The organism is Lysinibacillus sp. GbtcB16 (assembly GCF_019091145.1).
In the GTDB taxonomy this organism is placed as follows: Bacteria; Bacillota; Bacilli; order Bacillales_A; family Planococcaceae; genus Lysinibacillus; species Lysinibacillus fusiformis.
Window position 1 is genome coordinate 13099 of sequence record NZ_JAGXJV010000015.1, and the last position, 14083, is coordinate 27181.

Sequence of the window (14083 nt, forward strand, 5' to 3'; positions counted from 1 at the left end):
TTCATAAATAGACATTTATTTAGATAACAAAAAAAGATGTAAATACAGCCCATTATCCGGACTGTATTTACATCTTTAATTTAGTTAATACCTTTCATTGCCTTTGAAATAATTGGCGATAAAACTAACAATAATATACCAATGACAATTGAAAGCGATCCTAAGAAGCCAAAGTATGTGAATTCGCTTACAACTTCATAAACCTTTACTAACTGAGCATTAATTGCTTGTGCTGCAGCACTTGTTAAAAACCATAAAGACATTGTTTGTGCAGCAAATGCTTGTGGTGCCAATTTCGTCGTAGCAGATAAACCAACTGGTGATAATAATAATTCACCTACAACTACTAAGAAGAATGACAGTACTAACCACCAAGGACTAACTAATGTTTCTCCGCCAGATAAATGTGCTGGAATCATCATGACAAGGAATGATAAACCTGCAAAGAATAAGGCGTATGAAAACTTACGTGGCGTAGTTGGCTGCTTGTCTCCCCATTTAAGCCATAACATCGCAAATAATGGTGCCATTGTTATAACAAATAGCGGGTTTAATGACTGGAACCACGAAGATTGAAGCTGAATGCTACCAATACTTAGTTGTGTACGTTCGTCTGCATACGTAGCCAGAATTGTTGCCCCTTGTTCTTGAATCGCCCAGAACATAACGGCTGACAAGAATAATGGAATATAGGCAAGAAGTCGAGATTTTTCATCTTTTGTTGTCTTTTTACTACGATACATATAAATAAAGAAGGCTGTTGGAATTAATACACCTAGAGCTGTAATAATTAAACTGAATACATTCATTGTTAAAGTACCCGTTTTAATACCAATAGCACCAAGAATAATAATCAGTAAAGCAACAATACCAAATTGCGCAAAGACTTTTTTACGTTCTTCAGGCTTTAATGGGTTATTAACTTTTAAACCCGCTAAGCCTAAGTATTTTTTCTCTGTCAATTTATAAACAATTAATCCAATGAACATCCCTAAACCGGCTAAACCAAAGCCTAAGTGGAAGCTATACTTTTGTCCAATTGTTCCGACAATAAATGGTGCAATGAATGCCCCCATATTAATACCCATATAGAAAATAGAGAAGCCTGCATCACGACGGCTATCTGTTTCAGCGTAAATATCCCCAACAATACTTGAAACGTTTGGTTTTAATAACCCAGTCCCCATTACGATAAATGCCATTGAAGCAAATAGCATCGCTACACCGCCAGGCAGTGCTAGCAATAAGTGACCAATCATAATTAACACGCCACCATAAAAAATAGTTCTACGTGTTCCTAATACTCGGTCAGCAATCCATCCACCTATAATACCTGACATATAAACGAGGGAACCATAAATGGCCATAATAGAGTTCGCTGTTCCGCGGTCTAGACCTAATCCACCCTGATTCAATTCGTAATACATAAAGAAGATGAGAATTGCTCGCATACCATAATACGAGAAACGTTCCCAAAATTCTGAGAAAAACAAAGTAAAGAGCCCTTTAGGGTGTCCAACAAAGCCATTTTGAGGGACAGATTTTACAACTTCATCTTTACTAGACATACAATACCCTCTCCCAATTAAAAATATTCTCTTAAAAAAACATTATTACCCTAAAATAAGGATTAAAAAACTGTGTTTCATCATACTAAAGTGTTTTTTTAACTTTAGCAAGAGTTTTAAAAAATGTTGAAAATTTATCATTTTTCTTTAAATTCTGACTGTTCATTTTTATAATTATTAAATCCTTTGATATATCTAAGTTTTCTCACACTTCCATAGTGCAAACTTGTTTTCTGAACATTAAATTATTCTAAAATATTTAAAATTCGGATTTATAACTTTTTATCCAAATTTAAACTATCTTTTCTAAAAATTATTAAAATACGTACATGCTGTTGTTCTAGATTCTATATTCCCCTTAATCACAAAAAGCATGCCAAAATCTTTTTGGCATGCTTCAGGTTATTTTTTCATTTTATTAATTTACAACGTATTGCTGATATTTTGCATAATCCGCTTCTTTAACTTCAAGCGATAATAAAGTACCGCCCTCTTCGTATGCTGTATTAGAAACAGAGGCATGTTCATTTAAATAAGAAACAATATTCCCTTGGTCATAAGGTATGAGCATTTCACATGTCACATAATGGGAGAAAATATGTTGACGAACTAATTGAATTAATTCTTCTAACCCTACCCCTTGTTTTGCTGAAACCCAAATATTATCCCCACTTACAACAGGGTAAGGCACTTGGGCAAGATCAGCTTTATTGTAAACATAGATGGTAGGGATACCTTCAACTCCTACCGCTTTTAACGTTTCATTTGTAACGTCCATCATAAAACCATGCTCTGAATTAGAAACATCTACGACATGTAATAAGAGATCTGCATCTCGTGCCTCTTCTAATGTGGAGCGGAACGCTTTTACTAAATGGTGAGGCAATTTGCTTACAAATCCAACTGTGTCCGTTAATAAAAATGTCTTTTTATCAGGTAGCTCTATCTGACGAACTGAGGTTTCAAGCGTAGCAAAAAGCATATCCTTCTCAAAGACTTGTTTATGCTCTTCTTGCCCTATCTCTGCCAACAACTGATTCATAATCGTTGACTTGCCAGCATTCGTATAGCCGACAATAGACACTACCGGAAGGGCATTTTTTCGACGCTGTTTCCGCTGCGTTTCTCGTTGATCTTTGACCTGCTCTAGATCCTTTTTGATTTTTGCTATTTGATCTTCAATTTTTCGACGATCCAATTCTAGCTTTGTTTCCCCAGCACCTCGGTTTTTAAAGCCACCACCTGTACCTCCACCTTGACGGCTTAAAGAGGCATGTAAGCCCACTAAGCGTGGGAGCATATATTGAAGCTGTGCTAGTTCTACCTGCATTTGTGCCTCCCGTGTTTTCGCACGGCGGCCAAAAATATCTAAAATAAGCATTGTTCGATCAATAACTTTTGTTGCTAGATCACGCTCTAAATTACGAATTTGCGACGGTGATAGCTCATCATTAAAAATAACGAGATTTGCTTGTGCTTCTTCATAGAAATTTTTGATTTCTTCTATTTTACCTGTACCAACATAATGGGAAGGTGTCACGCGCTCTAAATTTTGCGTAACTATCCCTACAACCTCCACATTGAGAGCCTCTGCTAAATTTTGAAGCTCTTCCATTGAATAATCAAAGTGCGCATCATTCCGTAAATTTACGCCAACGAGAATGGCCTTTTCAATTAATACATCAACTTCCTTAATTCTATCCATTAGAAACCTCCCACCAAAGCCTCGGTGACCCTACGACAAATTTTCTTCATCTTACCATAAATTACACCTGTCCGTATGTTCGGAACCTTATGAAAAACGTTTCAAAAAATGCGCCTCTTAGAAAAGGCGCATTTCCTTTATTTTCTTTCTTCTTTTAATAATACTTCCGAACGGTTAAACTCTTCTTCAATTTCTTCATTATGTCTATACGTCAATAGACTAACAATAACCGCAACGATTAAACATACGAAGAAGCCTGGCACAATTTCATATAGGGCACTTGATAATGATTCAACTTTCCCCCAAATAAATGCTGTTGCAGCACCCGTTACCATTCCACTTAAAGCTCCGTAATTTGTTAACTTTCTCCAATATAAAGAAAGTAAAATGACTGGCCCAAATGCTGCACCGAATCCTGCCCATGCAAAACCAACTAAACTTAAAATCGAGCTATCTGGATTCCAGGCTAAAATTGCTGCAATAATCGCAACAACTAAAACAGCCATACGCCCTACAAAAACATAATGTTTATCAGTTGCTGTTTTGTTAAACAATGCTTTATAAATATCCTCTACAAGTGCCGAAGAGGTAACGATTAATTGCGATGAAATGGTACTCATAACAGCAGCTAAAATGGCCGCTAGCATAATTCCAGCTATAAATGGATGGAATAAAATTTGTCCAAGTACAATAAATACTGTTTCAGCGTCTTTTAGCTCACCTGCATTTTGTTCATAATAAGCTACCCCTACTAATGCTGTCCCAATGGCGCCAAATAAACTTAACATCATCCAGCCAATACCAATACGACGAGCCTGCTTTGTTTCCTTTACAGAGCTGATGGCCATAAAGCGCACAATAATATGTGGCTGCCCAAAATAGCCTAATCCCCAGGCAAGCGAGGAAATAATACCGGCTGCTGTTGCAGTGGCCGGTAACATGTTTAGAAGATCTGGGCTAACTGCTTTAATAGAAGTAATTGTATCCCCTATCCCACCTGTTACAAAAAGACCGAATAGTGGTACAGAAATAAGTGCTATAAACATGATAAGTCCTTGTAAAAAATCGGTATAACTTACTGCTAAAAATCCACCGAACAATGTATAGGCTACTACTACTGCCGAAACAATTAACAAACCTGTATGATAATCATAACCAAATGAGCTATCGAAAAATTTGCCCCCTGCTACCATCCCGGAAGAAACATAAAATGTGAAAAATAATAAAATAATGATACCTGAAGCAATTCTGATTAACTTCGTATGATCGCGTAATCGATTGTCCAAATAACTCGGTATTGTAATGGAATCATTGGTAACCTGTGTATAAACGCGTAGCCGTGGTGCTACTAATAACCAGTTTAAATAAGCACCTACTGTTAACCCAATAGCAATCCAAGCCTCAACAAGACCTGATAAAAAAATAGCACCGGGTAAGCCCATTAAAAGCCAGCCAGACATATCCGCCGCACCTGCACTTAGAGCCGTTACAGCCGGACCTAAGGAACGACCACCAAGCATATAGTCTGTTAAATTGGATGTTTTAACGAATGCATACCAGCCTATCGCTAGCATGGCGACCATATAAATAATAATTGCTAATAATTGATACATATTATCTGACATACTTTTTCCTCCTATTCAGTCTTTAGTATCACCAATTCATAAAGAAATACTATACATAAAGATACCATGAACATACATTTCTACCTATAATTACTCAGAATTTTTGTGAAAATTTTTTCAAAAACATTGTTCGTTATAAAATGTGTTAAACTAGTGCCATCTATTACACAATAAAGTAGGCGAAAATGTATGACATTTGAAGAAATGAAAGCTCATCTCATAAAAAGAATTTTACAGCAACAGCTAGTTACTGCGACAATCAGTCAACCTCGCATGAAATCTAATGAAGTTAAACGCATTAAGTTGAAGCCTTTAATGTTAAAGAACAGTTATCATATACAAATTGAATACCAATATGAACGAATTTTAAAACATGAAAATATTCAATTGACCGAATTTCCCGCTAAGCTGGAGACTATATTCGAAGATTATCGCCAAGCCCATGTTGATTTTATTGATGAAAAAGTACAAGTCCAATTATCCAAAAAGAATAAAGTACTTTGGAAATCCGATCAATCCAGTACACCTAAGCAAGTTAATTTGGCACATAATCGCAAAAAAAATTACTTACTTTCGGATGATCAACCTTACCCGTTTTTAATCCGGCTTGGCGTGCAAACAGAGGATGGAAAAGTTAAAAAACAAAAATACGATAAATTTAAGCAAATTAATCGCTTTATTGAATTTATTGACGATGCTTTATCCTACTTACCAAAAAATCGGCAAGTTCGTATTTTAGATTTTGGATCAGGCAAATCGTATTTAACGTTTGCGTTGTATCATTATTTAAAAATCGAAAAAGGTCTAGATATACGTGTAACAGGCTTGGATTTGAAAAAGGAAGTTATTGAAGAGTGTTCAAGAATAGCACAGGATCTAGGCTATGACCAGCTTGAATTTCTTGTAGGAGATATTAATGATTATAATGAGGAATCCGCTGTAGACATGGTCGTAACGCTGCATGCGTGCGATGTTGCTACAGATATGGCTTTAGCCCGTGCCGTGAAATGGGGCGCAAGCGTTATATTAAGTGTTCCTTGTTGCCAACATGAATTGAATCGTCAACTAAATACCCCTTCATTGGACATTATGTTACAACACGGTCTTATCCGAGAGCGCTTCGCCGCCCTTGCTACTGATTCTATTCGGGCTGAAATCTTGTCACTTGTTGGCTATGAAGCACAGCTTCTTGAATTTATTGATATGGAAAATACGCCTAAAAATATTTTAATCCGAGCATACCGAACAGGAAAAAAAGCAAGTGTAGAGCAACGTGCCAACTATGATGCTTTCTTAAATTTATTACATGCAACACCATTTTTACAAACGGAGTTAAAAGAGTATTTATAACATACAAAAAGGCAAGCCGACTATAGACAAGCTCGAAAATTTCGTGTGTGGCTATAGTCTTTTTTCTTTTACGAAGCTGTTGTTTTTCATGATGGATGGACGCTTTCCATGTCAGGGTTGAGCGAGAATATTCACTCCGTTCATGCTTAAATTTGAACAGCCTACCAGCATATCTGGTGTAGTCATTCCCCATGAACAAAAACCATCGAGAGTGAAAACTTCTCGATGGTTTTGTCTACAGTCTAAGGCAAGCCAACTTATTATAGCTCTTGTCGTAAAGCATGGATGACATCAATTTTCGTCGCCTTACGAGCTGGACGATAACCTGAGATCATTGCTACTCCAATACTAATACCTGCTGCAATAACGACTAGCTGCCATGGAATAAGAGAGAATGTAATATCATTTGTAGCAAATGCTTCTTCTCCCGTGGCTGCTTTAAGAATTAACGGTAGCACTGCATTTGCCGCAAAACTAATGGCGTATGAAATGATAACCGCAATGAAGGTACCTAAAAGTCCAATAAATGTACTTTCCATTAAAAATAAACGTTGGATTAGTTTTGGACTCGCACCGATCGCTTTTAATACACCTATTTCACGAGTTCGCTCTGTCACCGCCATTGTCATCGTATTGAAAATACCGATGGAAGCAATGAGCACCGCAATCGTACCAACAAAAATCAAACCGATTTTTAATACTAAGAAAAATACATTCATTTGATCTAATTGCTCCGTCACGGAATAGACACTGTAGCCATTATCTTTTAGTTTTTCCAAAATTGGCTTCACGTTTTCCAATGTATCAGCAAAAATATTGAATTCCGAGTAAAACAATTCCTCCTCGGTTGTAGCTCCAAGAGCGGAAAAATTCTCAACTAATGCTGGCTTTTGCGCTATGTCCATATGAATAGTATTATCAATCATCCAATCATACGAAGGTTTCTCCATGACACCAACAATTGTATAGGTCATTTTTTCTGTTTCCTCATTGTTACCAGTGTTAGGCAAGAGTGATATGTTAATGCTCTGTCCAATTAATGTTTTTTTATAGCCTTCATCACTTCCATTATAATAGGTACCATCTGCCTCAGCCTTTTTGCTTTTTTCTTTAATCACATTGCGATCGGCCTCATTTAATAATGTTTGTGCAAAATGATAGCCGACCACTATTTCATTTGGCTTTGATGGATAAACACCTTCTGCAAGCTTGCCATTCACCTGCTCAAAATCCTTCATATCGTTCAAAATTAAACTAGAAGTTGAATCACGATCACCTAAGAAGGAATGTGCAGAGGCATTCATGCCCACCGTTTCAAGTACTGTTTCCACATGATCTATCTTTTTAATTTCTTGGACCTGATCCTCTGTAAATTGCTTATCCCCATATACTTGAATTTTCGTAACTGTTTCATTTGAAAGAATTTCATTACGTAGAGATTCCTGTAATCCAAAACCTACGGATGCTAGTACGATAAGGAAAGCACAGCCCATCGTTGCAGCTAGCACCGTCATAAAAACACGTAATTTATTTTTCTTGATATGCTGCGTGACAAAATCTATTTGGTCTTTAAATAACATCTTAAGCTTCCTCCTTTACCAGTTCGCCATCATACATACGGAAGCGTCTATGTGCGATTGTCGCCACTTCTTCATCATGAGTAATAATGACAAAGGTTAACCCAAACTCTCGGTTTAAACTTTGAATAAGCATCAAAATATCTTGCTCTGTTTCTGAATCCAAACTTCCTGTTGGCTCATCTGCCAGTAATACAGGAGGATTCGTGATGAGCGCTCTTGCAATACTGACACGCTGTTGCTGCCCACCTGATAATTCATTTGGATAATGATCGGCGACTTCTGTTAGACCAACCTTGTCCATTATTTTTTTCACTTTTTCTTTTCTCATTGCTTTGCGCAATCCTTGTAGCTTCAAGGGTAACTCAATATTTTCGAATGCCGTCAAGCCAGGCATTAGTTGAAAGTTTTGAAAGATAAAACCGAATTGTCTCAAGCGAAATGCGGCGCTTTCTGTTTCATTTAGTTGTGCTGTTTCTTTACCATTCACTTTAATAGAACCCTGCTCAACCTTCATAAATCCAGCTAAAACTTGTAATAAAGTTGATTTTCCAGAGCCACTTTTTCCGACAATTGCTACAATCTCTCCTTTATTGACCTCAAAGTTCACGCCTTTTAAAACGGGAACCTGCTTTTCTTTCCCTTTTTTTCCAATTAAAAATGTATGTTGTAAGTTTTCAACTTGAATCATTTGTTAATAAACACTCCTTTCTCACTCATTTCCCATTGTAGAAAACAATTCTTAATAAAGAGGAAGGATAAAAATGAAGATATTCTTAAGAATAAGGAGAGACTCCTATTAAAACAAATTGAATTTACATTCCCTTTACAATTCAAGTATTATTTTCACTGATTTTCATTGTAAATCACACACAAATCTGTGCTAAACATGTCTGAATATCAGTAAAAAACCTAATTACAAAGGATTTATCTGTACTATTAATAACAATGACAGTTTAATCTCCCTTTATTTTGTGAACGAATTGTATATTACAGCAATGTAAATTTTTATGTCGAATATAAAATTTTTATGTAGATAAATTAAAGATTTTGTTATGATAGTAAAGTTTAGAGGTCGATTAATTTATTTATATCCAGGAGGATTCGATTTACATGCTTAACTCAAAAAAACAAGACCCTTTCTTTATTGCATTGCATAAAATTGCTGAAAATATGAGAGAGGCTGTGCATTACGCAAATGATTTTCGTATTAACAGTGTAGCTGACCTAAAAGAGATTAGCATTACAATGAAAAATTACGAAACTGCTGGCGATAAGCTCATTCACGAACTGATCGTAATGCTAAACAAATCATTTATGACACCTATTGAGCGTGAAGATATTTTAGAGTTTGCCATTCGTATGGATGATATTTTAGATGGTACAGAACATTGTATTGCCCATTTTGAAATGTTTTCACTCACAGAAATTGATGAATCCATGCGCACTTTCCTAGGCTATATTTCTAAAAGTGTGGATGAAATTGTCAAAGCAACTGAAGAGTTAAAGAAAAAGAATCTAATTGGTATGCGCCCTCACGCTATTCTAATTAAAGACTATGAACGTGAATGTGATGAAGTACAACGTTCTTCCATTAAACAACTGTTTTTAAACGAAAAAGATCCGATTCGCCTCATTAAATTTAAAGATATATATGAACAACTTGAAGATATCGCTGATCATTGTCAAAACGTAGCTAATACTATGGAAACAATTATCATGCGTAACGCATAATTAGGAGATGGGCACTTTACAATGAATACAATCATTATACTAACCGTACTGGTCGTCATCTTTGCCCTAACATTTGACTTTATCAACGGCTTCCATGATACTGCAATTGCTATTGCAACTTCGGCTTCCACTCGAGCATTGCCACCTCGTGTAGCGATCATCATGGCCGCAACCATGAACTTTATCGGCGCTATCACTTTTGTAGGGGTTGCTAAAGCTTTAACAAAAGACATTGTAGATCCATTTTCTTTAAATGCCTTTGAAGGAGACACAACCGGCTCAGTCGTTATTTTGGCCGCACTAATTTCAGCTATTATTTGGAATTTACTTACATGGTATTTCGGTATTCCATCAAGTTCTTCCCACACATTGATTGGCTCTATAGCAGGTGCTGCTGTCGCATCTGCTGGCTTCGATGTATTAAACTATGGCGGCTTTACTAAAATCCTTATGGCGTTAGTGTTTTCTCCAATACTGGCTATTTGTGCTGGTTTTATTATGATGACACTATTTAAATTATGGTTTAAAAACCTTAACTTATATCGCACTAATAAAGGTTTCCGTACGATGCAAATTTTCACCGCAGCCATTCAATCGTTCACACATGGTACGAACGATGCGCAAAAAGCAATGGGGATTATGACAATGGCTTTAATCGCTGGAGGATTGCATAGCGGTGATGAAATACCTTTCTGGGTACGTGCTGCTGCTGCCACAGCTATGGGTCTAGGTACATCTATTGGTGGTTATAAAATTATTAAAACCGTTGGCGGTAAGATTATGAAAATTCGTCCTGTTAATGGGGTAGCGGCAGACTTAGCGTCAGCAACAGTTATTTTTGGTGCGACATTAATCCATCTACCTGTATCTACAACACATGTTATTTCTTCATCGATTATGGGTGTTGGTTCTGCACAGCGTGTACGTGGCGTTAACTGGGGAATGGCCCGCAAGATTGTTACTACTTGGGTTATTACAATGCCTATTTCAGCTGTAATGGCATCCGTTATTTATTTCGTCCTATCATTATTCTTTTAATAACAAGGCTCCTGTCTAATAAATGGACAGGAGTCTTTAGTTTGTGACACGACAAAATGTGACACATCCTTTAAACTAATTGAAAAGGGGGATACATAAACAACTATGAAAACTTTTTCAACTTTTATTACCACACATGCAAAAGCAATCGTAGTCCTGTGGATTATTATTTTTCTAGCCATGGCTTATTTTGCTTTACAGCTTCCCGGTAAACTTCAAGGGGATGGCTTTTTTGTTGAAGCGGATCATAACTATGTCACAAAAGAGCTAGCAAAAACATTCGATATACCAACCAATACAATCTTGGTTGTGTTCGATCCAGCTCAGGATAAGAAAATTGAAGAAACTTTAAATAAACTCGATCACATAAAGGAAATACATTCCATCCAGTCACCTTTAGAGGATGCTTCTTTACGTAAAGATGGGATTGCCTATGCTATGGTCCATTTAAAAAACGATGCTGAAAACCTTTCTGAAATCGTTGAGGATATCCGTTCATTAATTGAAGAAGACGGCGTTCATATTACGGGTGGACCAGTTATTTCTGCTGACATTAATACAGCCAGCCAAAAGGATTTAGCATCTGCTGAGGCCATTGGGTTACCTATCGCCATTATCGTTCTATTATTGGCTTTTGGTACGGTTATTGCTTCTATTTTGCCAATTATCATTGGGGTTGTTACAGTTGTAACCGCCTTTGGTATTATGACATTACTTAGCGGTAGCGTGAATCTCTCCATTTTCGTTTTAAATATTGTTCCAATGCTTGGTCTTGCTTTAAGTATTGATTTCGCACTATTGCTCATTAATCGTTACCGTGAAGAGCGTGCCCACACATCCATTGCACAAGCTATTCAAACTGCCATCCAGACAGCAGGACGCTCCATCATCTTTTCTGCAGTATGTGTCATGATTGGTTTAGGTGCCATGATCGTCATTGATGTTGAAATATTCCATAATATCGCTCTAGGAGGCACCATAGTAGTTCTATTAGCTGTTCTTTCCGGCTTAACCTTACTCCCTGCGACGATGATGCTGTTAGGCGACCGACTCAATAAATGGCGTCTACTACGTGTTAAACCAGGAGGCGCAAATCGTTGGCGGAGCTTTGCAGGTTTTGTCATGAAACATCCAGTAGCAATCGTAATTGCTGCATTATTATTACTTGGTATCGGAATGCTCCCATTAAAGGACATCCAATTAACAATTCCTCAGGTAGATTCCCTACCGACAAAATATGATGCACGTGTAGCGTACGATAAATTAGATGAAACATTTGGACTCGGTGAAACATCTACTTTATATTTGTTAGCTGAACGTAAAGAAGGCTGGGAGGATGCTGAAGCTAGAGAGCTGATTTACACTATTCAAGAAAAGTTATTAAAAGATCCACTTGTTACTAATGTTTCAACTATCTATACTGCCGCAAACATTTCAACACCTAAGGAACTCTCTGCTTCTTTAGCAATTCCACAGGTGGCGGAGCAATTAAAACCGGTTATTCAAACCTTTTCAAAAGATACAAGGCTATTCATCCCAATTACCATTGATGCAGCTGGTTCTTCCACTACTGCCCAAAAATTTGCACGAACTTGGATGGATAAAGATTTAGGTGTACACTTTGCACTTGGAGGACCCGCAAAATTTAACCAAGAGATATTTGATGAGATCGCTAATAAAATTGTTTTAGCGATAGCCATAATCATCGTGTCCACTTTCTTTATTTTAATGCTGGCATTCCGTTCAGTATTAATTCCGTTAAAGGCCATTATTATGAACATTATTGGGCTTTCCTCTGCCTTCGGAATACTCGTCTATATTTTCCAATACGGACATTTTGGCATTGAGGCAGGATCGATTGTATTGATTATCCCAGTTATTGTTTTCTGTCTTGTTTTTGGCTTAAGTATGGACTACGAAGTCTTTTTAATTTCTCGTATCCAAGAGGAATATTTAAAAGGCGCCAACAATACACACGCTACAATAGAGGGACTGACATCCACAAGTCGGATTATTACTTCAGCAGCGCTCATTATGATTGTTATTACAGGAGCGTTTGCCTTCACAGATGTCATGCCTGTGAAACAAATTGGTGTTGGTATAGCCATTGCTGTTGCTATTGATGCCACAATCATTCGTCTTATGCTAGTACCAAGTCTCATGAAACTATTTGGTGATTGGAACTGGTGGCTTCCTTTCGCAAAGAAAAATAAATAATAAAAAATCCGCCTCCTTGTTCAAGGAAGCGGATTTTTTCTCTATGCATAAATACTGTTATACCACTCTTTTGCTGCGTGAACTTCAGGAATCGTTAGCTGATGTCCGAAATCAAACCAGTTCGTCGTCACAGTCGCACCCGCCGAACTTAAAAGTGCTTCTAAATCCTCTGATTCTTGTGCTGTACACATCGGATCATTTGTACCTGCACCTATAAAAACAGGGATAGCAGATAGCTTAGGTAGCTCTATCCCTCGTCTCGGCACCATTGGATGATGTAATATAGCCCCTGCTAAAACGTCCTCGTAATGGAATAATAAGCTAGCCGCAATATTAGCACCATTTGAATAACCGATAGCTACAATTCGTTGACGATCAAAGCCATATTGCTGTGACGCCTCGTTCAAAAATTCATTCAGTTCCTTTGTACGAATGATTAAATCCTCTATATCAAAGACACCTTCCGCTAGTCGACGGAAAAACCTTGGCATTCCATGTTCTAGTACATTGCCTCGTACACTTAATATATTGGCTGTATCATCAATTTCCTTGGCAAGTCCAATTAAGCTTTCTTCATTACCACCCGTGCCATGCAACAACAATAGAGTTGGTTTTGCTTCGTCTGTACCTTTATAAAAAATGTGTTTCATTGACAGTCCACCTCTCGATTATCTTGAATTCGAGATAATTGTAGCCTGTGGCAAAATTAAATTCAAGCTCTTTGACTTATTAATTTCGCGATTTTCACGATTTGGTTGTTCCTCATGGTTTTTATAAAAATTAGTTATAGTAAAAACTGATAGTAAACACGCCACAATCACAACAACAATAACAATTCCCACTAGTTTTTTCCCGTTCATTTTATGATAATCCCCCGTATTTATTATTTCTTTTTACGAAAGCCTTCTTCTAGCAAATATTCTTTTGCTGCATCATACGTACCAAACGCCTCTTCAAGATTTTCCCCATGGTAGACATTCCAAGAACGTTGTTCAAATACTAGCTGTAATTGATCACCCTCTCGACTATGCCAAATCTCGATAATCGGGTCTTCCGTCTCTACCTCTTCAGATAGATATTGAATAGCATCCGCAATAATCTCACGAAGTTGTTGCTCATCATAATCACGGATATTTACTAATCCTTTATTAGCCTCTTGCTCATAGCGCAATAAATCTCCAACAAAGATAAAGCCATTGCCATTCGGATGTAGCTTTTCAACTACAATTGTCTTTTCATAAAGACTGTCCATAAAGTGATAATTTAAGC

Annotated in this window: 11 protein-coding genes; 4 read left to right on the top strand and 7 right to left on the bottom strand. The window is 37.2% G+C overall.

Features of this window, described 5'->3' with window-relative positions; all coding sequences use genetic code 11:
- Positions 1-80: 80 nt before the first annotated feature.
- The 3 genes from KVT27_RS22000 to putP form a co-directional block, all read right to left on the bottom strand.
- Positions 81-1568 carry a peptide MFS transporter gene (locus KVT27_RS22000; protein WP_217581932.1) on the bottom strand — a complete coding sequence of 496 codons (1488 nt, stop codon included), beginning with the start codon at positions 1566-1568 and terminating at the stop codon, positions 81-83.
- A gap of 418 nt (positions 1569-1986) precedes the next feature.
- The gene (hflX, locus tag KVT27_RS22005) at positions 1987-3273 is read right to left on the bottom strand and encodes a GTPase HflX (protein WP_036121164.1); all 1287 of its coding nucleotides are present in this window, start codon (positions 3271-3273) and stop codon (positions 1987-1989) included.
- A gap of 137 nt (positions 3274-3410) precedes the next feature.
- Positions 3411-4898, bottom strand: coding sequence for a sodium/proline symporter PutP (gene putP / locus KVT27_RS22010; protein ID WP_036121166.1), 1488 nt, complete (start codon positions 4896-4898; stop codon positions 3411-3413).
- A 189-nt stretch (positions 4899-5087) separates the two neighbouring features.
- Between putP and KVT27_RS22015 the strand changes: the two genes are divergently transcribed.
- Positions 5088-6248: a class I SAM-dependent methyltransferase gene (locus KVT27_RS22015; RefSeq protein ID WP_208705040.1), complete on the top strand. Its 1161-nt coding sequence runs from the start codon at positions 5088-5090 to the stop codon at positions 6246-6248.
- A gap of 260 nt (positions 6249-6508) precedes the next feature.
- Here the strand turns inward: KVT27_RS22015 and KVT27_RS22020 are convergent, their stop codons facing one another.
- Entirely contained in the window at positions 6509-7828 is a 1320-nt protein-coding gene (locus KVT27_RS22020) for an ABC transporter permease (protein WP_217581933.1), read from the bottom strand.
- A 1-nt stretch (position 7829) separates the two neighbouring features.
- Positions 7830-8516, bottom strand: coding sequence for an ABC transporter ATP-binding protein (locus KVT27_RS22025; protein WP_036121174.1), 687 nt, complete (start codon positions 8514-8516; stop codon positions 7830-7832).
- A 422-nt stretch (positions 8517-8938) separates the two neighbouring features.
- Between KVT27_RS22025 and KVT27_RS22030 the strand changes: the two genes are divergently transcribed.
- From KVT27_RS22030 to KVT27_RS22040, 3 genes are all read left to right on the top strand, one after another.
- On the top strand, positions 8939-9559 hold the full coding sequence (locus KVT27_RS22030) for a DUF47 domain-containing protein (protein WP_008175190.1): 621 nt from the start codon (positions 8939-8941) through the stop codon (positions 9557-9559).
- A 21-nt stretch (positions 9560-9580) separates the two neighbouring features.
- Complete coding sequence (locus KVT27_RS22035) at positions 9581-10597, top strand: inorganic phosphate transporter (protein ID WP_217581934.1); 1017 nt, start codon at positions 9581-9583, stop codon at positions 10595-10597.
- 105 nt (positions 10598-10702) lie between these two features.
- Entirely contained in the window at positions 10703-12814 is a 2112-nt protein-coding gene (locus tag KVT27_RS22040) for an MMPL family transporter (RefSeq protein ID WP_217581935.1), read from the top strand.
- A 41-nt stretch (positions 12815-12855) separates the two neighbouring features.
- On the opposite strand, the gene KVT27_RS22045 is transcribed toward KVT27_RS22040, so the two are convergent.
- Positions 12856-13464: an alpha/beta hydrolase gene (locus KVT27_RS22045; RefSeq protein WP_036121185.1), complete on the bottom strand. Its 609-nt coding sequence runs from the start codon at positions 13462-13464 to the stop codon at positions 12856-12858.
- Positions 13465-13697: 233 nt separating this feature from the next.
- Positions 13698-14083, bottom strand: a 386-nt coding sequence (locus tag KVT27_RS22050) for a hypothetical protein (RefSeq protein WP_217581936.1), incomplete at its 5' end; no start/stop codon positions are given.

Excerpts from the sequence above, each read along its gene's own strand:
- KVT27_RS22025 (WP_036121174.1), bottom strand. The coding sequence starts at position 8,516 with ATGATTCAAGTTGAAAACTTACAACATACATTTTTAATTGGAAAAAAA.
- putP (WP_036121166.1), bottom strand. The coding sequence starts at position 4,898 with ATGTCAGATAATATGTATCAATTATTAGCAATTATTATTTATATGGTC.
- KVT27_RS22020 (WP_217581933.1), bottom strand. The coding sequence starts at position 7,828 with ATGTTATTTAAAGACCAAATAGATTTTGTCACGCAGCATATCAAGAAA.
- KVT27_RS22035 (WP_217581934.1), top strand. The coding sequence starts at position 9,581 with ATGAATACAATCATTATACTAACCGTACTGGTCGTCATCTTTGCCCTA.
- KVT27_RS22045 (WP_036121185.1), bottom strand. The coding sequence starts at position 13,464 with ATGAAACACATTTTTTATAAAGGTACAGACGAAGCAAAACCAACTCTA.
- hflX (WP_036121164.1), bottom strand. The coding sequence starts at position 3,273 with ATGGATAGAATTAAGGAAGTTGATGTATTAATTGAAAAGGCCATTCTC.
- KVT27_RS22015 (WP_208705040.1), top strand. The coding sequence starts at position 5,088 with ATGACATTTGAAGAAATGAAAGCTCATCTCATAAAAAGAATTTTACAG.
- KVT27_RS22040 (WP_217581935.1), top strand. The coding sequence starts at position 10,703 with ATGAAAACTTTTTCAACTTTTATTACCACACATGCAAAAGCAATCGTA.
- KVT27_RS22030 (WP_008175190.1), top strand. The coding sequence starts at position 8,939 with ATGCTTAACTCAAAAAAACAAGACCCTTTCTTTATTGCATTGCATAAA.
- KVT27_RS22000 (WP_217581932.1), bottom strand. The coding sequence starts at position 1,568 with ATGTCTAGTAAAGATGAAGTTGTAAAATCTGTCCCTCAAAATGGCTTT.